The organism is Pseudomonas bharatica (genome assembly GCF_048586865.1).
In the GTDB taxonomy this organism is placed as follows: Bacteria; Pseudomonadota; Gammaproteobacteria; order Pseudomonadales; family Pseudomonadaceae; genus Aquipseudomonas; species Aquipseudomonas bharatica.
The window spans coordinates 182480-201460 of the sequence record NZ_JBMAWR010000007.1; the positions used below are offsets into that span (position 1 = coordinate 182480).

At 61.7% G+C, this 18981-nt stretch carries 22 protein-coding genes and 1 tRNA gene; 14 read left to right on the forward strand and 9 right to left on the reverse strand.

Translation table 11 applies throughout. The features are described 5' to 3' along the window. Window positions 1-44: 44 nt before the first annotated feature. On the reverse strand, window positions 45-518 hold the full coding sequence (locus tag ACKLLE_RS11400; protein WP_009399604.1) for a peroxiredoxin: 474 nt from the start codon (window positions 516-518) through the stop codon (window positions 45-47). Window positions 519-529: 11 nt separating this feature from the next. Further along, window positions 530-1090 carry a glycine cleavage system transcriptional repressor gene (locus ACKLLE_RS11405; protein ID WP_009399603.1) on the reverse strand — a complete coding sequence of 187 codons (561 nt, stop codon included), beginning with the start codon at window positions 1088-1090 and terminating at the stop codon, window positions 530-532. Between the two features lie 258 nt (window positions 1091-1348). On the opposite strand from ACKLLE_RS11405, the gene dapA reads away from it, so the two are divergent. The 8 genes from dapA (at window position 1349) to ACKLLE_RS11445 (ending at window position 6900) form a co-directional block, all read left to right on the forward strand. Beyond that, entirely contained in the window at window positions 1349-2227 is an 879-nt protein-coding gene (gene dapA, locus ACKLLE_RS11410; protein WP_009399602.1) for a 4-hydroxy-tetrahydrodipicolinate synthase, read from the forward strand. Between the two features lie 17 nt (window positions 2228-2244). Continuing rightward, window positions 2245-3357 carry an outer membrane protein assembly factor BamC gene (bamC, locus tag ACKLLE_RS11415; RefSeq protein WP_009399601.1) on the forward strand — a complete coding sequence of 371 codons (1113 nt, stop codon included), beginning with the start codon at window positions 2245-2247 and terminating at the stop codon, window positions 3355-3357. Continuing rightward, window positions 3358-4116 carry an MBL fold metallo-hydrolase gene (locus ACKLLE_RS11420; protein WP_420057983.1) on the forward strand — a complete coding sequence of 253 codons (759 nt, stop codon included), beginning with the start codon at window positions 3358-3360 and terminating at the stop codon, window positions 4114-4116. 29 nt (window positions 4117-4145) lie between these two features. Next, window positions 4146-4856, forward strand: coding sequence for a phosphoribosylaminoimidazolesuccinocarboxamide synthase (gene purC / locus ACKLLE_RS11425; protein ID WP_009399599.1), 711 nt, complete (start codon window positions 4146-4148; stop codon window positions 4854-4856). A gap of 93 nt (window positions 4857-4949) precedes the next feature. Then, window positions 4950-5039 (forward strand) — tRNA-Ser (locus ACKLLE_RS11430). 216 nt (window positions 5040-5255) lie between these two features. Continuing rightward, complete coding sequence (locus ACKLLE_RS11435) at window positions 5256-5900, forward strand: hypothetical protein (protein ID WP_420057984.1); 645 nt, start codon at window positions 5256-5258, stop codon at window positions 5898-5900. Continuing rightward, the gene (locus tag ACKLLE_RS11440) at window positions 5897-6394 is read left to right on the forward strand and encodes a hypothetical protein (protein WP_420057985.1); all 498 of its coding nucleotides are present in this window, start codon (window positions 5897-5899) and stop codon (window positions 6392-6394) included. Before ACKLLE_RS11435 ends, ACKLLE_RS11440 begins: the two co-directional genes overlap by 4 nt. Before the next feature lie 23 nt (window positions 6395-6417). Next, a complete protein-coding gene (locus ACKLLE_RS11445) occupies window positions 6418-6900 on the forward strand; it encodes a hypothetical protein (protein WP_420057986.1) in 483 nt (160 codons plus the stop codon). A gap of 61 nt (window positions 6901-6961) precedes the next feature. On the opposite strand, the gene ACKLLE_RS11450 is transcribed toward ACKLLE_RS11445, so the two are convergent. After that, the gene (locus tag ACKLLE_RS11450) at window positions 6962-7906 is read right to left on the reverse strand and encodes an AraC family transcriptional regulator (RefSeq protein ID WP_420057988.1); all 945 of its coding nucleotides are present in this window, start codon (window positions 7904-7906) and stop codon (window positions 6962-6964) included. Window positions 7907-8016: 110 nt separating this feature from the next. Between ACKLLE_RS11450 and ACKLLE_RS11455 the strand changes: the two genes are divergently transcribed. Next, window positions 8017-9249 carry an FAD-dependent oxidoreductase gene (locus ACKLLE_RS11455; protein ID WP_420057989.1) on the forward strand — a complete coding sequence of 411 codons (1233 nt, stop codon included), beginning with the start codon at window positions 8017-8019 and terminating at the stop codon, window positions 9247-9249. Window positions 9250-9353: 104 nt separating this feature from the next. Here the strand turns inward: ACKLLE_RS11455 and ACKLLE_RS11460 are convergent, their stop codons facing one another. The 4 genes from ACKLLE_RS11460 to ACKLLE_RS11475 all read right to left on the reverse strand — a co-directional run bounded on the left by ACKLLE_RS11460 (window position 9354) and on the right by ACKLLE_RS11475 (window position 13141). Next, entirely contained in the window at window positions 9354-9818 is a 465-nt protein-coding gene (locus tag ACKLLE_RS11460; RefSeq protein ID WP_420057990.1) for a GNAT family N-acetyltransferase, read from the reverse strand. Between the two features lie 101 nt (window positions 9819-9919). Continuing rightward, window positions 9920-11398 carry a MocR-like pyridoxine biosynthesis transcription factor PdxR gene (gene pdxR, locus ACKLLE_RS11465; protein WP_420057992.1) on the reverse strand — a complete coding sequence of 493 codons (1479 nt, stop codon included), beginning with the start codon at window positions 11396-11398 and terminating at the stop codon, window positions 9920-9922. Between the two features lie 58 nt (window positions 11399-11456). Next, a complete protein-coding gene (locus ACKLLE_RS11470; protein WP_420057993.1) occupies window positions 11457-12296 on the reverse strand; it encodes a hypothetical protein in 840 nt (279 codons plus the stop codon). Beyond that, on the reverse strand, window positions 12293-13141 hold the full coding sequence (locus ACKLLE_RS11475; protein WP_064301884.1) for a phytanoyl-CoA dioxygenase family protein: 849 nt from the start codon (window positions 13139-13141) through the stop codon (window positions 12293-12295). Before ACKLLE_RS11475 ends, ACKLLE_RS11470 begins: the two co-directional genes overlap by 4 nt. Window positions 13142-13258: 117 nt before the next feature. Here ACKLLE_RS11475 and ACKLLE_RS11480 point away from each other — a divergent pair, with 117 nt between their 5' ends. Genes ACKLLE_RS11480 through ACKLLE_RS11500 form a run of 5 tightly spaced genes read left to right on the forward strand, consistent with a single transcriptional unit; the run spans window position 13259 to window position 17137 of the window. After that, window positions 13259-13915, forward strand: a complete 657-nt coding sequence (locus ACKLLE_RS11480) for an acetyltransferase (RefSeq protein ID WP_064301885.1) — start codon at window positions 13259-13261, stop codon at window positions 13913-13915. Between the two features lie 7 nt (window positions 13916-13922). Further along, complete coding sequence (locus tag ACKLLE_RS11485; RefSeq protein WP_420057995.1) at window positions 13923-14846, forward strand: glycoside hydrolase family protein; 924 nt, start codon at window positions 13923-13925, stop codon at window positions 14844-14846. Continuing rightward, window positions 14839-15618 (forward strand): class I SAM-dependent methyltransferase, encoded by a 780-nt coding sequence (locus ACKLLE_RS11490; RefSeq protein WP_009399589.1) that lies wholly within the window; start codon window positions 14839-14841, stop codon window positions 15616-15618. The genes ACKLLE_RS11485 and ACKLLE_RS11490 overlap by 8 nt, the downstream gene beginning before the upstream one ends. A gap of 8 nt (window positions 15619-15626) precedes the next feature. Next, entirely contained in the window at window positions 15627-16406 is a 780-nt protein-coding gene (locus ACKLLE_RS11495; protein ID WP_420057996.1) for a phytanoyl-CoA dioxygenase family protein, read from the forward strand. A gap of 2 nt (window positions 16407-16408) precedes the next feature. Next, window positions 16409-17137: a class I SAM-dependent methyltransferase gene (locus tag ACKLLE_RS11500; RefSeq protein ID WP_009399587.1), complete on the forward strand. Its 729-nt coding sequence runs from the start codon at window positions 16409-16411 to the stop codon at window positions 17135-17137. 3 nt (window positions 17138-17140) lie between these two features. Here the strand turns inward: ACKLLE_RS11500 and ACKLLE_RS11505 are convergent, their stop codons facing one another. Next, window positions 17141-17842, reverse strand: coding sequence for a WbqC family protein (locus tag ACKLLE_RS11505; protein ID WP_420057998.1), 702 nt, complete (start codon window positions 17840-17842; stop codon window positions 17141-17143). After that, entirely contained in the window at window positions 17839-18960 is a 1122-nt protein-coding gene (locus ACKLLE_RS11510) for a DegT/DnrJ/EryC1/StrS family aminotransferase (RefSeq protein WP_420057999.1), read from the reverse strand. Before ACKLLE_RS11510 ends, ACKLLE_RS11505 begins: the two co-directional genes overlap by 4 nt. Window positions 18961-18981 lie beyond the last annotated feature (21 nt).

Here is an 18981-nt window from a genome sequence, read left to right on the forward strand (position 1 = left end):
GCGTGAAATGAAAACGGGGCATGTCGATCATGCCCCGTTTCTGTTCAAGCCTTGTTGAGCTCTTCGGCCGCGGCAAGTACTTCGGCCACATGGCCCGGCACCTTGACGCCGCGCCATTCCTTGCGCAGCACGCCGTCCTTGTCGATCAGGAAGGTGCTGCGGTCGACGCCCAGGTATTCCTTGCCGTATAGCTTCTTCAGCTTGATCACGTCGAACAGCTGGCAGAGGCTTTCGTCCTTGTCGCTGATCAGTTCGAAGGGGAAGGCCTGCTTGGCCTTGAAGTTCTCATGGGACTTCAGGCCATCGCGGGACACGCCGAACACCTCGGTGCCGGCGGCCTGGAAGGCGGCATGCTGGTCGCGGAAATCCTGGCCTTCGGTGGTGCAGCCCGGGGTGCTGTCCTTCGGATAGAAGTACAGCACGACCTGGCGACCCTTGAGATCGGCGAGGCTGACCTGCTGGCCGCTGGTGGCCTGCACCTGGAAGTCGGCGACGGGTTTATCGAGTTCGACGGCCATGAGGCGGCTCCTTACATCGGGTTCTGCGGACGCCACGGCTCGATCAGGGCATCCAGGTTGAGTGCATCGGCGAAGTCCAGGAACTGGTCGCGCAACCAGCTGATCTGGGTGCCGGCGGGCAGCGTGACGGTGAAGGTGGCATTGAGCATGGTGCCGCCGGTCTGCGGCGCCTGGTAGGTGTCGCAGGTCAGGTTCTCGAGCTCGACCCGGTGGTCGATGAAGAACTGGCACAGCTCGTTGATGATGTCCGGGCGGTACGCGGCGCTGACGTAGGCGACGTACGGCAGCGACAGCGGGCGCACTTCCAGCTCGGTGCTGCGCACCACGTTGACGATGAAGCCGTGCTTCTTCGCCAGGCTCGGCAGGGCGCCTTCGAAGCGGGCGAGGGCGTCCCAGTTGCCGCTGATCTGCAGGATCAGCGCGCTGCATTCGCCGTGGCGGGTCAGGCGGGAGGTGACCACCGCGCAGCGGCTGTCGTTGCTGGCGCGGCAGAGGATGTTGGTCAGCTCCATCGGGCTCGGGCCCAGGGCGCTGACGACAAGGAATTGTTCGCGGACGGTGGGGGTGGACATAGCATTCCTAAAGCGATGAGCGGTCGGTACCTGACGCGCGGAAAAAGGCTGGTTCGCATGCTCCAGGGGTTCTGGATCGAGGGGCGGACCCTGCCGGAACGCATGGTTGGCAGCCCGGCGGGCCGCTGTGTACCGATCAAAGGACGAAGGGTAGCGAAAATGGCCGCGAAGGGGAATGCTCCAGGCGCCCGCGTCGCTTGTGCAAGGCCGATGGCGCCAGTACCATTACCGCTCTCTTTTTCCGGCAGGAGCAGCTTCATGATTGCGGGCAGTATGGTGGCATTGGTCACACCCATGGATGCACATGGGCGTCTGGACTGGGACAGCCTCAGCAAACTCGTGGACTTCCACCTGCAGAACGGGACCCATGCCATCGTTGCCGTCGGCACCACCGGCGAGTCGGCGACCCTCAGCGTCGATGAGCACATCCAGGTCATCGAGTTCGTGGTCAAGCAGGTCGCCGGCCGCATCCCGGTCATTGCCGGCACCGGCGCCAACTCCACCAGCGAAGCCGTCCACCTGACCCAGAATGCCAAGAAAGCCGGTGCCGATGCCTGCCTGCTGGTGGTGCCGTACTACAACAAGCCGACCCAGGAAGGCCTGTACCAGCACTTCAAGCACATCGCCGAAGCCGTGGACATCCCGCAGATCCTCTACAACGTGCCGGGCCGCACCTCCTGCGACATGCTGGCCGAGACCGTGATCCGCCTGTCCAGCGTGCCGAACATCATCGGCATCAAGGAAGCCACCGGCGACCTGGCCCGCGCCAAGGCGATCATCGAAGGTGTCGGCGACGACTTCATCGTCCTGTCGGGCGACGATCCGACCGCCGTCGAGCTGATCCTGCTCGGTGGCAAGGGCAACATCTCCGTCACCGCCAACGTCGCTCCGCGCGAAATGGCCGACCTGTGCGAAGCCGCCCTGCGTGGCGATGCCGAAACCGCACGGGCCATCAACGAAAAACTCATGCCGCTGCACAAGAACCTGTTCATCGAGGCCAACCCGATTCCGGTGAAGTGGGCCCTGAATGAAATGGGGCTGATGGACAACGGCATTCGCCTGCCGCTGACCTGGCTGAGCCCATCCTGTCATGACACGCTGCGCCAGGCCATGCGCCAGTGCGGCGTACTGGTTTAATTGAGGACGTACTCCGCATGAAGCGATTGGCTGGTCTTTCCGCCCTTGCCCTGATCATTTCCAGCACCAGCGGTTGCGCCTGGTTGTGGGGCGAGGACGGGTATTTCCGCGACCGTGGCAGCGACTACCTGGAGGCGACCCAGAAGCCGCCCATGCAGTTGCCTCCGGATGCGAGCAACGTCAAGCGTCTCGATCCACTGTTGCCGATTCCGCGCAACGTCGCCGACGACACCGTCAAGGGCGAATTCGAGGTTCCCCGTCCGCTGCCGCTGGCGGCTACCGCTGATGTCAGCGATTTCAGCCTGCAGAAGAGCGGCGCCGCGCGCTGGGTCCTGGCCCAGCGTTCGCCGGCGGAAACCTGGCCGGTGGCCCGGCAGTTCTTCGAGGACAACGGTTTCCGCATCGCCGAAGAGCGTCCGCAGACCGGCGAGTTCAACACCACCTGGCAGCGTTTCGACGAGCTTTCCGCGTCCATGGCCGATCGCCTGGGCGGCGCCGCCAGCAGCCGTGACAGCGAGATCCGTGCCCGTGTGCGTATCGAGCCGGGCGTGCAGCGCAACACCAGCGAGGTCTACGTGGTCACCGTCGAACGTCCGGCCGGCAGCACCGCCGAGCAGGACTTCCCGGCGCGCTCCAGCAATACCGGCGTCGACGCGGTGCTGGTCGACGAAATGCTCGCCAGCATGACCCGCAGCGCCGAGAAGGGTGGTTCGGTGTCCCTGCTTGCGGCCCGCGATTTCGATGCGCCGAGCCGTGTCAGCCTGAGCGAGGACGGCAGCGGCAACCCGGTGCTGAGCCTCGGTGCCGACCTCGATCGCGCCTGGTCCAGCGTCGGTCGTGCCCTGGAGCACGGTGAATGGCGTGTCGAAGACATCAACCGCAGCCTTGGCCTGTACTACATCAACCTTGCCGAAAAAGCCGAGCCCAAGAGCGAGCCTGGATTCTTCAGCCGCATGTTCGGCAGCGAGCCGAGCAAGGAAGAGGTCGAAGCCCGCGCCGAGCGTTATCAGGTACGCCTGAGCAAGGTAGGTGACAGCGTGCAGGTCACCGTCGAGAAGAACATCAATACCGTGGCCCCGGCTGACGTGGCCCGTCGTGTGCTGAGCGTCATCCAGGACAACCTGGGTTAAGTGCGTTTCGCGGTTCTCGGAAGCGGCAGCCAGGGAAATGGCACGCTGGTCAGCAGTGGCAACACGCGAGTGCTGGTCGATTGCGGCTTTTCCCTGCGTGAAACCGAGCGGCGCCTTGCGCGGCTCGGCGTTGCCCCGGACAGCCTGAGCGCCGTGCTGGTAACCCATGAACATGCCGACCACGTGCATGGGGTGGGCTTGCTGGCACGGCGCTACAATGTTCCGGTGTACCTGAGTCGAGGCACCTTGCGCGGCTTGCGCAAGCCATTGGAGGCAACCGGGCTGCTCGCGGCGAACGATACCTTCGTGGTGGGTGACCTGAGCATCCGCGCGGTGGGTGTGCCCCATGACGCGCTGGAGCCTTTGCAGTACGTGTTCAGCGACGGCCGCAGGCGCCTTGGCGTGCTGACCGACCTGGGCTGCTACGACTCGGTGCTGCTGGAGCATTACCGGGGCCTGGATGCCCTGATGATCGAATCCAACCATTGTCGCGACCTGCTGGCCCGCGGGCATTACCCGATGTTTCTCAAGCAGCGGGTGGGTGGCGACTACGGACATTTGAACAACCACCAGGCCGCGAACCTGGTGGCGGAGTTGGGATGGGAGAATCTGCAGCACCTGGTGCTGGCCCATCTCAGCAGCAAGAACAACCTGCCACAGCTGGCCCGGCAATGTTTCGTCGATACCCTCGGGTGCGACCCGGACTGGCTGCAAGTGGCCAACCAGGATTGTGGGCTCGACTGGCGCGAAATCGTCTAGCCCCTCTCATTTAGCAAGCGGAGCCCATCATGGAAAAACGTGAAGAACTCTACCGCGGCAAAGCCAAGTCGGTTTACAAGACCGACGACGCCGACCGTTTGATCCTGCTGTTCCGTAACGACACCTCGGCCTTCGACGGCAAGCGTATCGAACAGCTCGACCGCAAGGGCATGGTGAACAACAAGTTCAACGCCTTCATCATGCAGAAACTGGAAGAAGCCGGCATCCCTACCCAGTTCGACAAGCTGCTGGGCGACAACGAATGCCTGGTCAAGAAGCTCGACATGATCCCGGTCGAATGCGTGGTGCGCAACTACGCCGCCGGTAGCCTGGTCAAGCGCCTTGGCGTCGAGGAAGGCATCAAGCTGGAGCCCTCGACCTTCGAGCTGTTCCTGAAGAACGACGAAAAGGGCGATCCGTTCATCAACGAATCCCACGTCGTGGCGTTCGGCTGGGGTACTGCCGAGCAGCTGGCGAAGATGAAAGCGCTGTCGCTGAAGGTCAACGAAGTGCTGACCAAGCTGTTCGACGACGCCGGCCTGTTGCTGGTCGACTTCAAGCTGGAGTTCGGCGTGTTCCACGGCGAAATCGTCCTCGGCGACGAGTTCAGCCCGGACGGCTGCCGCCTGTGGGACAAGGAAACCCGCAAGAAGATGGACAAGGACCGCTTCCGCCAGGGCCTGGGTGATGTCATCGAAGCCTACGAAGAAGTCGCCAAGCGCCTGGGCGTGCCGCTGTAATCCGGCACGTTCGCGCAAGCATCTGAAAGCACGCGATTTTTTTCATCAAAAGGCTTCGCCTTTGCAGAAAGTGCTGGTATGATGCGCGCCACTGGAGAGATGCCGGAGTGGCCGAACGGGACGGATTCGAAATCCGTTGTACCTTCGCGGGTACCTAGGGTTCAAATCCCTATCTCTCCGCCATACATGTCAAAGCCCCTGAAACTGTGAAGTTTCAGGGGCTTTGTCGTTTTGGAGTGTGGTTGGGAATTACATAGCGTTGCAAGCAACCTTGATTGTTTCGCTGAGGCACATGGCGATCATATTTAAAATATTTACATCTTAAGCTTGCGGTACTCGGCGTTACGTGTTCTTTTTGTCCCGTGTCCCGGGACTAGGGACTGCAAGTAAGAGAATTCTATGAAAGGTCAAGACATAGGCTTGCTACTCAAGTTGGTCTGCCTCCAGCGGCATGAGGCGCGCGGTAAGGCTATCGCGGCTTGGCCGCATGACTGGAAGGACTGGGAGGATTTTGGTGATGACCCATCTCCCCCTTATCAAGGTGAGTCAGGTCCCGGGGAAGATATCACCCATTCGCCTTCCTACACTGCCCGTGCACTAGAGCAGCAGACTGGCATCAGCAAAACCCAGATCAACATCTCTTTGAAGCACTGCATCGAGATAGGCCTGGTCAAGCTTGACCGCAAGCAGGGCGTTCCACGCGCAAACACCAAAGCGCTGTTCGAGTTCATCCGTTATGGCCTGAAATATGTTTTTCCAGTCCGAGCCGGAGAGCTTACCCGTGGCATTGCAACTGGTTTTGCAGCGCCGGTCCTGGATAAAAGCCTGATTAGTGCCGGTGAACATGTTCAGGTCTGGTCATACGCCCGTGGCAATACCATGGGCATGAAGGTCGAACCGCTGTTCAAGACTGCGGCCGATGCGGCTCGAAGAGATCCCGAAATGTATGCCTTGCTGGCGCTTGTCGATGCCATACGTTTGGGACAGCCTCGTGAACGAAACCTTGCAGCTCAGTTATTGCAGGATCGCTTGGAGGTTTCATGAGCGTTTTCAATACCCTCCAGAGTATGTTGTGCGAGGTTGCCAAAGCATTGGGGCCGGAACTTTGCCAGCAAATGACCTTCGTTGGTGGTTGCACCACTGGCTTGTTGTTGACCGATGCGTTCACCCGGGAGCAAGTGCGCAGCACCGACGATGTTGACCTTATCGTCCAGGTTATGGGACCTGTAGGCTTCGCCCGCTTGCAGGAGACTCTTAGTGCTCGCGGTTTCCGAGTTAGCCCGCATGCAGATGACGATGACTTCCCCGTCTGCGCAATGAAGCTTGGCGACCTTCGCGTTGACTTCATGCCTGACGACAACTCCCTTGGCTTCGGCAACCGCTGGTACAGCGACGCCATGAGCACTTCCACGGTCCATTACCTTGACCAGGGAATCGCTATCAACCTGGTCAGTCCCGTGTATTTCGTGGGCAAGGCCTCGCCCGGCACTGGGCTCGTACCGTTATCGATGTCGCGCTTGGCGAGGCGCAACAACTGAATCCAGCTAGGCTGATTGATATCATGCGCGCCGAACAGCAGCGGTTGCGCCAAGATTACCTTCATGCAATCGCCAGCTACTGCTGCGTGCTCGTCGACCTGCCCCAGCAGTTGATCCATGTCGCGCACATTGGTGATTGCCTGATTGAAATCCAGCGACCTGGAGGGCCCATCAACTGGCTGAACCGCCCGCATAACCTGCACAGCCAAGCCATCTGGCAGGAAGATGTATCGGGCATTCAGGCGTCACGGCATTTGCTGACACGCTCTCTGAACGCCAGGCGCTTTCACTCCCCGGAATGCCTGACGACGCATTTCTTGACGGATGCGCGACTGCTGCTCTGCAGTGACGGCTACTGGTATGAACACCTGCATTGCGGTATCGATTTACAGAGCGTTAATGATGACGCTAGTGTGCTGACCATGGCGCATGGTGAGCCGACCGTAGAGCTAAGGTCGGACTGCGCAAACCTTCACGAATTCCCCTTTTCAGCTACCTCGGTTTGACCCGGTCAAGCAGGAACTGAGCGACTTGCAGTCGTATCCGCCATGCCTGTCGAAAGAACACTCAAGCCTTCTGCTCATTACGATAATGCTTGGGCGACATGCCCATGCGCTCATGAAATGCCTGGCGAAACACGCGATCCGATTGATACCCCACCGTCGCGGCGATTTGCCCTATCGAGTCTTTGCTATCCTGCAACAGCTCAGCTGCGACGGTAATGCGCCATGCATTCAGATAGTCGATCGGTGACTGGCCAACGAGCCGCCTGAAACGTGCGGCGAAGGACGAGCGCGATAGATTGGCGGTTGCCGCCAGTTGCTGAACGTTCCACTTATGATCCGGCTTTTCGTGTATTGCCAGCATGGCCTTGCAGATGTATGGATCCTGCAAGCCCTTCATCCAGCCTGGCGAGAAACCGGAGTCGGTGAGGATGAAGTGGCGCAAAAGGCCGACGATGATCAATTCCGCCATATGCCTGGCGACTGCGTAATAGCCTGGCTTGTCGTCGACCAGCAAGGTCTCGATAGCCGGGCGGGTCAGGTTGAGAATGCTGGCGTCGTTATCGCGCAAGACGATGAACTCCGGCAGTGCCGACAGGATGAATGCGCCCTGTCCGCCCTGGATGCTGAAGGCCAATCCGAGCAGACGACACAACTCGCCGTCGCCGCCATGGACGACGGAAATCGCCGACCCGGGCTGCAGGCTGCGGTCGAGCCTGGGTGAGCGCGATTCACTCCACCTCAGTTGGTGAAGATCTGTCGTGGCGACCCCCGGTTTCGACAGCAGGCGACACTCGGCGCCTTTGGCGGCCAGCAGTGTGTCACCTTGGGCGAGATGCAGGCGCTGGCCGTCTGCAGTTTCGACCACGAAGCTGCCTTCGGTGACGATGAAGCAGAAGCCCGGCTGGTAGTCGCGGACCTGTACACCCCATGGAGCCGTGAGGTGCCAACTGGAGAGGCTGGTCGATTCGATCCTGAGCATCGACAGGAAGTGGCTCAATAAGTCCATGGGCGGTACGCAATCAAGAGGATTTATCCGGTTATATGGAGATTTACGCGTTTTTTGTCCGGGCGCAGGCCTTCAGACTATCCCGACAATAACAACGGGAGTAGCTGGATATGCGCAATGACTCGAACTTGCAATGGCGTGCCGGGAAACGCGTCGCAGTGATCGGCGCCGGGCCGGGGGGGATTTCTGCCGCCCTGGCCTTGCATCGTCAGGGCTTCGATGTCCGGGTCTATGAAAGGCAGCCAGAGCCGAAGCCGCTGGGAGGTGCCGTGCTGCTGAGCGTGCCGGTGCTGGCGGTGTTGCGCCATTATGGTGTCGATCTGAACAACTTCGGCTCGTTTACCGTCACCGAATTTCGCAATAACAGGAATCGCTTGCGGTCGCGCCTGCCGTTCAATCGCTCGGTGGAAGAATCCTTCGGAATCAACGGTTGGCATTACGGGATGCTGCGATCCAATGCCTTTGCCCGGATGTTGGAGCTCATGCCCGACAGGATGCTGGTGCCGGACTCGGAGTTCGACCATTACACGCAAAGGGCCGATGGCGTGACGGTGAACTTCAAGGATGGCAAGGCTATCGATGCCGATATCCTGGTCGGTGCCGATGGCGTACGTTCGGGTGTGTCGCGGCAACTGTTCGGCGATCCGCAACTGTTCCACGTGGGCCTGCGCGTCTGGCTGGCCTGGTGCGATCCTGTCGAAGGTATTGCGCCACAGACCGGGAGGATCGTCCATTCGCACAAATACCAGGCCAGTTTCTTTCCCATGCTCCACGACGGCAAGCCGGGCTACGAGTGGTGGGTCGTGGAGCCCTGCCGGGAAAACGCCCCGGCCCCGTCCGACGTTGCCGGCCACCTGGGCAGGATCCTGCGCGACTTCCCGGATCCGCTGCCTCGCTTGCTCAGGTCCACCGATGTGGAAACCCGGATCTTCAAGTGGGATATCTACAATCGCCCCTCGCTACAGCACTGGAGCGAAGGCCGGGTGGTCTGCCTGGGCGATGCGGTGCATCCGGTTTCACCCTACGCCGCCTACGGTATGGGCATGGCCATCGAGGATGGCTATTTCCTTGGCAAGGCGCTGGCAGGAGCGGACCTTGTCGATGCCGGACAGATCAGTGCGAGCTTGCGCCAGTTCGAAGCGCAGCGTGTCGCCTACGTTAACCACCATGTAGAACTGGCCAGGAAACTGGGCCATGTCTTTCACCGGCTGCCTTATCCGTTGGCCAAACTGCGAGACCTGGTGTTCGATCACACGGGTTTCCTCGACAGGATGATCCGCCGGGACTACCTGGCCGACGCGGAGAAGATGTCGTTGATGATGCAGGAGTTGCACCAGGCCTGACGGAACGTGAGGGCCCTCGACCTCCCGGCCCCTGTGGAGCTCGCCCGCACTGTAGTGCCGGATGGACTCCACAGGAGTTCCACGCCTTAGGCGTAACGAATCACTCAGTCGTCGAGCCCCATCCGATACTCGATCACTCCCGGCTTTTCGGCGATCCAGTCATACAGGCGCTGCGCCGTGCGATTGCTTTCCTGGGTATGCCAGTACAGCCGGTCGCACGCTTTCTCCCGCGCCTGTCCCTGCACGTATTCGATCAAGCGCTTGCCGATCAGTTGCCCACGTACCTCCGCGCTGACGTAGAGGTCTTCTAGGTAGCAGAAATCGTTTTTGCCCCAGGTGGAGCGATGGAATACGTAGGTGACGAAGCCGTGGATGCGTTCGCCATCCGCGGCGACGGCGCAATGCACCGGCTCGCTGGGGTCGAAGAAGCGCTCCCAGGTGAGCCGGGTGATCTCTGCGCCCAGGTCTACCTTGTAGAAGGTCTGGTAGCTGCGCCAGTAATCGCTCCACTGCTCGAGGTCGCCCGGTTCCAGGGGGCGAATTGCTATCGACTGTTGTACTGCGGCCATGGGAAGACTCCTATCCGGACTGATCGAAACGGGCGTGTTGCCCGGTTGCGTTTTATAGTCCTGAAATGGCCTGGGATAGCCTGCCAATTGCAGATAGGCAGTCAGACCATTTTTTCCAGCACCTTCTTCAGCCGACCCACCGCAGCCGTCAGTTCCGCTGGCGTATGGGCGGCGAAGCCCATCAGGAATCCCGTGTCGTTGCGTGGTCGCGCATACAGGCTGCCTATCCCCAGCAGGTCCACATCCACCGTTCTGGCGGCAGCGACCACCGCGCGCTCGTCCATGGGACGGGTAAAGAGGCAGGGCATCTGCATGCCTCCATCGGGCACCCGTGGGGCGAGGAAATCGGCCAGATGCCGCTCCACCAACTCCGCGAGGATGTCCCGGCGAGCCTTGTAGAGGGCGCGCATGGTCCTGACATGGGCACCGAGATGCCCGCCTTCGATAAAGCGCGCCAGGGTCAGTTGCGAAATCGAGGGGTTATGGCCGTCCTGCAGCGTCCGCGCCGCGGTCATCGGGCCGACCAGTTGCGGCGGCAGAACCATGTAGCCGATCCGCAGGCCGGGAAACATGGATTTGGTGAAGGTGCCGATGTAGAGGGTCCGGTCGTGGGCATCCAGCCCCTGGACACAGGTGGTGGGGCGGCCTTCATAGTGGAACTCGCTGTCATAGTCGTCCTCGATGATCCACGCCCGTTGCTGGCGGGCCCACTCGATGGCGGCCAGGCGGCGGTCGAGGGACAGGGTGGTACCAGTGGGAAACTGGTGGGACGGGGTAAGGAACAGCGCCCGGGCATCGCCGGCCAATGCGGCCATGGCCGGGACCTGCATGCCGTCCCCGTCGACCGGCACCGGTATGCATTCCAGGCCGGCCGCACCAATGGCTTTTTTCGCGCCGTGGTACATGGGATCCTCCACCAGCACGCGCTCGCCGATATCCATCAGCACGGTCGAGCACAGGCTCAGGGCCTGCTGGGAACTGGTCAGGATCAACACCCGATCTGTGCTGGCCCGTGCCCCGCGCTCAAGGTTGAGGTAATCGGCGATGCTGCTGCGCAGCACCTCCATGCCCTGGGGAGCACTGTGCAGCAGGGCGCGGGTGCCATGTTCCTTGATGACCTGGCGCTCGAGCCGTTCCCAGATCGGTAACGGGAAATTACGTGTCTCTGCGAGACCGGGTGCGAAAGGGTGGGGGTACTGGAAGTTTTGCACGCCACCGTCGCGAAAGATGGCGGCGCCGCGCTGGCTCAACTCGGCCTGTACGACGCTCGCCCTGGAACCCTGGCGTTTTCGTGGTGGCAGGTGCCGGGTGCGTTCGGAAACGAAGCTGCCGCTGCCAACCCGGCGCTCGATGAAGCCTTCCGCATGCAGCTGGCTGTACGCGGATTCCACCGTATCCCGCGACACACCCAGCGACAGCGCCAACGGACGGGTGGCCGGCAAGGGCTTGTTCACCCCCAATGCCCCATCGAGGATCAACTGGCGAATCCCGCGCTGGATACGCACATGCAGGGGCAGCGCGCCATTGGCCGGGTCGTTGAGCCAGGCCTTTACCGATTCCAGTTGGGCGTTCTTGAACATTGGTCTGCTTGATATCCATGGATTGGAACCGGCCTGGCGCAGGCGCTCGAAACTTCGCTCACGCCGCTCCGAGGGCCTGGCCTATCCGGCGCGATAGCAGCATCGCTCCTTCGCCTTGCGGCAGCAGATGGTCGAAGTCGCCGAAGTGGCCGGCATGGAAGGCGGGGTCGGCATAGAGATCGATAATCTGCATGTCCAGGCCGGGGGCGAGGGTGCCGAGCAACTGCTGGAGTTCGAAGACTCCGCGGAACAGGAAGGCGCTGTCGTGACCGGCAGCGGCGCGGTACGCCTCGTGCATCGGCGGGATGACCACGATGACCCTGTGCCGCAGCTCGGCGGCCAACAGCAGCAATTGCGCCAGGTACTGGTTGCCGTCTTCGCGGGCATTCAGGCGCATGTGGTCGGCCACCCGCTGCGCTGCGCCCTGGTTGGCCGGCATGAAGGCCTTCTGCTGGTCAGGCAGGAAGCCGGCCACGCCGCCGAGGGTATCGCAGGGTGCTGCCAGGCGGCCCTGCAACTGGCTGGCGATCTGTATCAGCAGCGGATCCTCGTAGCTCAGCCCCAACTGGAAAATCTCGTTCATCAGCGGTGCCAGAATCTTCTCGCTGGGCGATTGCTCCAGCAGGTTGCCAGGCGAGAACAGCGAATAGAACACGATCACCGTATCCAGTCGCGGTGCCTGGTTCACGGCGTGCTGGTAGAGCGCCAGGGCATGACGGAAATCCTGGGAGCGGCTGCACAGGTTGAACGAACCCGGGCTGTAGCGCGGATCGAAGGCGAAGTCGCCATGGGACGAGCCCAGGGCGATGCTGGTCAGCACCGGGCTGTCCTGCTGCAACATCGCGCGCTTGGCGGCGAAGTACTCGATCAGGGCCGGAAACGGATTGGAATCACTCATTGCTCGGTGCTCCGGGCGTAGGTCCGGCGTACCTGTTCGACGCTGGGGAAGTTCTCGGTGATGAAGCCGCGCTGCATCGACTTGTGCTGGGTGAACGGATACTCCCGCGCAATGAAGGTCGGTTCGCTGGCGTTCTCGTAGCGACCGCTGATCGAGAGGCGCATGCGCTCGTCGCCTTCGCGCGAAGATCGATGAATGGTGAAGTTCGACATCAAGCAAACGCCGCCCTTGCCGACACAGACAGGAACGAAGCTGTCCTCGCTGTAGTGCCGGGGATCCACGCGCAGCACATGCTGCTCCTGGTTGCCGCCGAGCAGGCCGAGCAGATGACTCCCGGGTACCACTTCCATGGTGAACAACCGTTCATCGATGGTCATGAAGGGAATCCAGGTGGTGATGGTGTCGAGGCTGCCCTGGACGGAGGTCCAGTCCTGATGCACATCGAAGCCCTGGTAACCGCCCGGGATCACCAGACGCCTGGACATCAGGTGCAGCACCGGGGTGGTCTGGAACAGCGGGGTGGCGATGCCCAGGTCGGCGCAGGCCTGGCGCAGGCGCTCCTCGGTCATCAGGCGATACACGCCATGGAGCTTGGCGCACATGCGCAGCGTGGCGAGATAGAGCGGGATGCTGGCGCCGAGCAGGCTGGCCATGTTGTCGTGCAGGGCGTCCACCAGCGGCCCTGTGGCGACGGGCAGCCCGAGGCGCTGGAGTTGCTGGGCGAAGGACAGGTTGAAATGCTCGAGGGTTTCGTCGAGGTGTCGCGCATCGAAAATGTCCTCGACGATCAGATAACCGTTGTCCTGGTAAAAACGGATTTGATCGTGATCAAGAATCCTGCCCATCTTCCCGGTGTCCTTTTTCGTTGTGCCAGCGACAGTGCTATCGTGGCCGGCAGTATACACAGCGCTTCTTTCACGTCGGTTTGACCTGACTCACTTTTGTACCCGCGGGACGTCACGATGCAGAAAGTTGTCATTTTCGGAATTCTGGATACTGCGCAGCTGGCGCATTACTACCTGAAGAAGGACCCGACCGTGGAGGTCGTCGCCTTCACCGTGCATGAGCGCTATATCCCCGAGTCGAAACGCTTCGAAGGGCTGCCGGTGGTGCCTTTCGAATCGCTCCACGAGTACTTTCCCAGCAGCGGGTACAAGCTGTTCGCGCCGATGACCGGGCGCCGGATGAATCGCCTGCGCGAGTCCGTCTACCTGCAGGGCAAGGACAAGGGCTACGACTTCATTTCCTATGTCAGCCCGAATGCCACGGTGAACGACAACCCGATCGGCGAGAACTGCTTCATTCTCGAAGACAACACCCTGCAGCCCTTCACCACCATCGGCAATAACGTGGTGCTGTGGAGCGGCAACCATATCGGTCATCACGGCGAGATTCGCGACCACGTGTTCTTCACCTCCCACGTGGTCCTGTCCGGACATTGCGTGGTGGAGCCCTACGCCTGGCTCGGGGTCAATTCGACCATCACCAACGACTGCACCATCGCCGAAGGCACCTGCGTGGCGATGGGCGCGCTGATTTCGAAAAACACTCAACCCTGGCAGCTCTACATCGGCGCACCCGCGCGTGCCGTGAAGAGCAGCCAGGACCTGGATTTTTAGGTAGAACATGGCCTGGAAAAAACTCGGCAGAATCTTCGACCCGGACAGCGACTGGGTCGGCTCCCACGCTCAGGTACCCACCAGCCTGGTACTCGACGATGTCGTGCGGGTGTTCATTTCCACCCGCAATGCCCAGGGCAAGAGCCTCTGCTATGCGGTGGACCTGGACCGGCACGACCCGCTGCGGGTGGTCGCCCGCCACCGCGAGCCGTGCCTGGGTTTCGGGGTGCCCGGCACCTTCGACGACGAGGGCGTGATGCCCAGCTATGCGCTGAAGCGCGACGGTCGCACCTACCTCTACTACAGTGGCTGGAACCAGCGGCTTACCGTGCCTTACCACAACGCCATGGGCGTGGCCGTCTCGGACGATGATGGCCTGAGTTTCCGCAAGCTTTTCGAAGGTCCGATCATGGACCGCACCGCCACCGAGCCATACCTGGCAGTCACCCCGACGGTGCTGTTCGACGAGGGCCTGTGGAAAATGTGGTACGTCTCCGGCACCCGCTGGCTGGAGGTGAACGGCAAGTACGAGCCGCTCTACGTGATCAAGTACGCCGAATCCGAGGACGGCTACCAATACACCCGCTTCCCCGAACAGTGCCTGGAATCGCGCTTCCCCACCGAGGCGTTCTCGCGTCCGTGCGTGATCCGCGAGGATGGCCTGTTCAAGATGTGGTTCTGCTCCCGCGCCTCCGAGGACTATCGCGACGGCGCCGGGTCCTACCGCATCCGCTACGCCGAGTCCGTCGACGGCCGGACCTGGACCCGCTTCGATGACGAGGGCATCCCGCCATCCGTCGAAGGCTGGGACTCGCAGATGACCTGCTACCCGTTCATCTTCGAGAGCGGCGGGCACAAATACATGCTGTACAACGGCAACCGGTTCGGGACCAGCGGCTTCGGCCTGGCCCAGTGGAGTGATGATGAGTAACGAAAAGATCCAGGATGATGTCTACAAGCTGGAATCCACCGCCTCGGACCTGCAATACGCGTTCCGCGACAGGTTGCGCGACCTGTACCTGAACAGCCCGCTGTCGGATGACGACCTGCTGTTCAATATCGGCCTGTATACCCGCAGCTCGGTGCTGGTGAAGTTCATCGTCCTCAGCGACCTGTACAAGCGCTTCAAGCACATTCCGGGAATCATCTGTGAATTCGGCACCTGGTATGGCCATAACCTGGTCCTGCTGGAGAACCTGCGCGCCATGTACGAGCCGTTCAACAAGCAACGGCGGATCGTCGGTTTCGATACCTTCGAAGGCTATTCCGCGCCGGGCGAAAAGGATCGCCAGGAAAGCGGCGTATGGGTCGAGAACTCCTATTCGACCCAGGCCAGCTACAAGGATCATCTTGCCGAACTGCTGGAGGTGCACGAGGGCAACAATGTCCTTGGCCACAAGCGCGGCATCCATCAACTGGTGGCGGGTGACGTTTGCCAGACCGCGCCCGAGTATTTCACGGCCAACGCTTCGGCGATTGTCGCGTTCGCCTACTTCGACATGGGCCTGTACGAGCCGACCCTGGCGGCGCTCAAGGCGGTCAGGCCGCATCTGGTCAGCGGCAGCGTGCTGCTGATGGACGAGCTGACCTGGGCGGAATCGCCGGGCGAGGCGCTGGCGTTCAAGGAGGTATTCCAGCCCCACGAGTACAGCCTGGAGAAGTGCGAGCTGTACCCCTCCAAGTGCATCGTCACCATCAAGTAGGAGCCGCCATGATCAGCATCGAGGAATTCGACGCGCGCATGGCCGGGCAGGGCTGGGCCATCTTCGAACGGGCCATCCCGCAGGCCATCGTCGAGCAGATGCGCGAGGACATCCACAAGGCCTATGCGATCTGCCGCGAGTACCAGGTGAAGAACGGCATCGACCAGGACACCAGTTTCACCGTGCACCACCTGGTCGGGCAGTTCGACAGCTTTCTCGACTGCCTGCGCGCCTATCCGATCTATCCGTTCATCGAACGCTATTTCGGCGGCCAGTTCATCCTCAATTCGTTCGGTGGGGCGATCAACACGCGGGACAGCCAGTCCTACGCGCAGCGGGTGCACCGGGATATCCGCTCCTATTCGGGGGAAACCGCGCTGCTGCTCAACACCCTGGTGATGCTCGATGATTTCACCGCCGACAATGGCGCCACCTGGATGCTGTCCGGCTCGCACAAAGCGCCGGGCAAACCGACCGACGACTACTTCCGGGCCCACGCCGAGCAGGCCATTGCGCCGGCAGGCAGCATCCTGATGTTCAACTCCAACGTCTGGCACGCGGGCGGCAGCAATATCACCGATCACTTGCGTCGCTCGGTAACGCCGATGTTCTCCAGGCCGTTCATGAAGCAACAGTTCGATTATCCAAGGGCCCTGGGTTACGACCGCGGCCCGGAGTTCGACGAGCGCCTGCGCCAGGTCATCGGCTATAACGCGCGGGTTCCCGCCACGCTGGACGAGTGGTACCAGCCGCCGGCCAAGCGCATGTACCACTCCAACCAGGGCTGAGCATGTCACGCGATCTCAACACCGAGTACCAGGACACCGAAGACCGGCGCTACGCCTACGATTTCGACTATATCCACCGCGACTACATGATCCGCGCGCTGGCCGGACAGTTCCGTCCCGGCAATGCCCTGGAGATGGGCTGCTACCACGGCGAGTTCACCAGGAAGCTGTTGCAGGTCTTCGACGAGGTGACGGTGCTCGAAGGCGCGTCCGACCTTATCGAGATCGCCCGCAGGAACGTAAACGATGCGCGAGCAACGTTCATCCTGGGCCGGTTCGAAGAGGCCGACCCCGGGCAGCGCTTCGACAATATTTTCCTGGTCCACACGCTGGAACACCTGAGCGAACCGCAGCCGGTGCTGAAACGCGTTCGTGAATGGCTCAAGCCCGGCGGCCGCCTGTTCGTCGTGGTGCCCAATGCCAATGCGGCATCCCGGCAGATTGCCGTAGGCATGGGCCTGATCGACTTCAACGCGGCAGTCACCGAAGGCGAGCGCAAGCATGGCCACCGCTGCACCTACAGCCTCGATACGCTTGAGCACGAGGTGCGGCAGGCCGGTTTCCGCATTGGGCAGCGGGGCGGCATCCTGTTCAAGCCGCTGGCCAATTTCCAGTTCGATGCAGCGCATCGCGCCGGCATCATCGACCAGGCGTTCTTCGAGGGTTGCTACCAGTTGGGAATGAAGTACCCCGACCTTACCGCCAGCATCTACGTGGTGTGCGAAGCCTGATCCTCACGTGCAGTCGAACGACCGCAAATGGGCCCCGATCCCCTCGGGGCCCACTTCCATCAGCGCATCGATGATCGACAGGCCGGGCGTGAACCCTTCGCTGCGCTGGCGGTAGGGCAGGGCGCGCATGGCGATGAAGCGCAGCTCGATTCCGCGTTCGGCGAAAGCCTGCGGCTCGTACAGCGAGCGCCCGCCCTGGGCGTTGATGTAGCGGCTCGCGTTTTCCTGGCGGCAGATATCGAGGATGCGTTCCTGCGCCGCCAGATGGCCGTTCCCGTAGCACCTGCTGCTCGGCACGATCTGCGCCTGCAAACCCATGAAGCGGGCCAGTACCTGCACCTGGTGGCTCAGGAACCCGGCCAGGTTGCGGTCCTCATGACGCAGTATTCCCTCCACCAGGGCAAACACTTGCTCGAAGCAGGGCGCCTTGCGGTAGGCCATTTCCAGGCTGCGCAGCAGGCGCCGTTGCCACTGGGCGGCGGGGGCGATGTCGATCTCGTCGATCCTGCGGTTTTGCGAGGCCTGCAGCAGCGGCAGGGTGAACAGCCCCGGTTCGCCATTGATCAGGATGCGGTTGCGATTGATCCAGCCGCGATTGATGTAGTTCACATCGTCGTAGACCACGAAGCGGTCCGTAGCCTGCAGCAGTTGCCAGTAGCCGATGTAGGGGAACAGGTACGGCTGCATGATCGCCAGTGCGGTCATGCAGCCGCCCCGGCGACCAGCTCGATGATGAAATCCACGCTGTCGTGGTCGAGGTCGGGGTAGATCGGCAGGCAGATCACCTGCTCCACCACCCGGTGCGCCACCGGCAGGTTGTCGGCGCTGGACGACGGGTCGTGGCGGTACATCGGCAGGCTGCTGATCAGCGGCTGGAAATAGCGGCGGCCATTGATGCCGTGGGCGGCGAGATGCTCGAACAGTTGATCGCGTTGCAGCGGATAGTCCGCGCCGACCAGGATCGGGAAATAGGCGTGATTCCCGAGGGCTTCGCCGACGCCGTCGATGCAACGGATGCCGCGGACTCCGGCCAGGCCCCGGCGATAGCGCTGGTCGATCAGGCGACGCTTGTCCAGGGCCTGGTCGAGCCCTTGCAGTTGCAGCAGGCCGAAGGCTGCGTGCACTTCGCTGAGCTTGCCGTTGTTGCCGGTGAACTCCACGGTGCTGCCATCGCGGGACAGGCCGAAGTTCTTCAACTGGTCGATGTGGCGCTTGGTCGCCTCGTCGCGACAGACGATGGCACCGCCCTCGAAGGTGCTGAACACCTTGGTGGCATGGAAGCTCAGCACTGCCATATCGCCATGCTGCAGCAGGCTGCCGGCCTCGTCGCGCACGCCGAAGGCATGGGCTGCGTCATAGATCACTTTCAGTCGGTGACGTTCGGCGATCTGCTGGATCGCCCGCACATCGCAGGGATGCCCGTAGCAATGCACCGGCATGATCGCCGTGGTGCGGGCGGTGATCGCTGCTTCGATGCGGGCCGGGTCCAGGTTCAGGGTATCGGGGTCGATGTCGACGAACACCGGCCGCAGGTTGTTCCACAGCAACGAATGGGCCGTGGCGACGAACGAATAGGGCGTGGTGATCACTTCGCCTTCCAGGCCTGCCGCCTGGATCGCCGTGATCAGCGCTTGGGTGCCGTTGCAGAACAGCGACACATGCGCGACGCCCAGGTACTCGCACAGCGCACTTTCCAGACGCTGGTGCATGCTGCCGCCGTTGGTCAGGATGCGACTGTCCCAGATTTCCCGGAGGTACGGGATGAAGTCGTCCAGCGCGGGCAGGGCGGGTTGGGTGACGAAGATCGGATTGCGCTTTTTCATGGGCTGCCTATCGCTCCGATC

Coding starts and splice junctions, on each gene's coding strand:
- ACKLLE_RS11405 (WP_009399603.1), bottom strand. CDS start 1,090: ATGTCCACCCCCACCGTCCGCGAACAATTCCTTGTCGTCAGCGCCCTG.
- ACKLLE_RS11475 (WP_064301884.1), bottom strand. CDS start 13,141: ATGGGCAGGATTCTTGATCACGATCAAATCCGTTTTTACCAGGACAAC.
- ACKLLE_RS11485 (WP_420057995.1), top strand. CDS start 13,923: ATGGCCTGGAAAAAACTCGGCAGAATCTTCGACCCGGACAGCGACTGG.
- ACKLLE_RS11510 (WP_420057999.1), bottom strand. CDS start 18,960: ATGAAAAAGCGCAATCCGATCTTCGTCACCCAACCCGCCCTGCCCGCG.
- ACKLLE_RS11435 (WP_420057984.1), top strand. CDS start 5,256: ATGAAAGGTCAAGACATAGGCTTGCTACTCAAGTTGGTCTGCCTCCAG.
- ACKLLE_RS11490 (WP_009399589.1), top strand. CDS start 14,839: ATGAGTAACGAAAAGATCCAGGATGATGTCTACAAGCTGGAATCCACC.
- ACKLLE_RS11460 (WP_420057990.1), bottom strand. CDS start 9,818: ATGGCCGCAGTACAACAGTCGATAGCAATTCGCCCCCTGGAACCGGGC.
- purC (WP_009399599.1), top strand. CDS start 4,146: ATGGAAAAACGTGAAGAACTCTACCGCGGCAAAGCCAAGTCGGTTTAC.
- ACKLLE_RS11495 (WP_420057996.1), top strand. CDS start 15,627: ATGATCAGCATCGAGGAATTCGACGCGCGCATGGCCGGGCAGGGCTGG.
- ACKLLE_RS11505 (WP_420057998.1), bottom strand. CDS start 17,842: ATGACCGCACTGGCGATCATGCAGCCGTACCTGTTCCCCTACATCGGC.
- ACKLLE_RS11455 (WP_420057989.1), top strand. CDS start 8,017: ATGCGCAATGACTCGAACTTGCAATGGCGTGCCGGGAAACGCGTCGCA.
- bamC (WP_009399601.1), top strand. CDS start 2,245: ATGAAGCGATTGGCTGGTCTTTCCGCCCTTGCCCTGATCATTTCCAGC.
- ACKLLE_RS11500 (WP_009399587.1), top strand. CDS start 16,409: ATGTCACGCGATCTCAACACCGAGTACCAGGACACCGAAGACCGGCGC.
- ACKLLE_RS11440 (WP_420057985.1), top strand. CDS start 5,897: ATGAGCGTTTTCAATACCCTCCAGAGTATGTTGTGCGAGGTTGCCAAA.
- ACKLLE_RS11400 (WP_009399604.1), bottom strand. CDS start 518: ATGGCCGTCGAACTCGATAAACCCGTCGCCGACTTCCAGGTGCAGGCC.
- ACKLLE_RS11450 (WP_420057988.1), bottom strand. CDS start 7,906: ATGGACTTATTGAGCCACTTCCTGTCGATGCTCAGGATCGAATCGACC.
- ACKLLE_RS11480 (WP_064301885.1), top strand. CDS start 13,259: ATGCAGAAAGTTGTCATTTTCGGAATTCTGGATACTGCGCAGCTGGCG.
- ACKLLE_RS11445 (WP_420057986.1), top strand. CDS start 6,418: ATGCGCGCCGAACAGCAGCGGTTGCGCCAAGATTACCTTCATGCAATC.
- dapA (WP_009399602.1), top strand. CDS start 1,349: ATGATTGCGGGCAGTATGGTGGCATTGGTCACACCCATGGATGCACAT.
- pdxR (WP_420057992.1), bottom strand. CDS start 11,398: ATGTTCAAGAACGCCCAACTGGAATCGGTAAAGGCCTGGCTCAACGAC.
- ACKLLE_RS11470 (WP_420057993.1), bottom strand. CDS start 12,296: ATGAGTGATTCCAATCCGTTTCCGGCCCTGATCGAGTACTTCGCCGCC.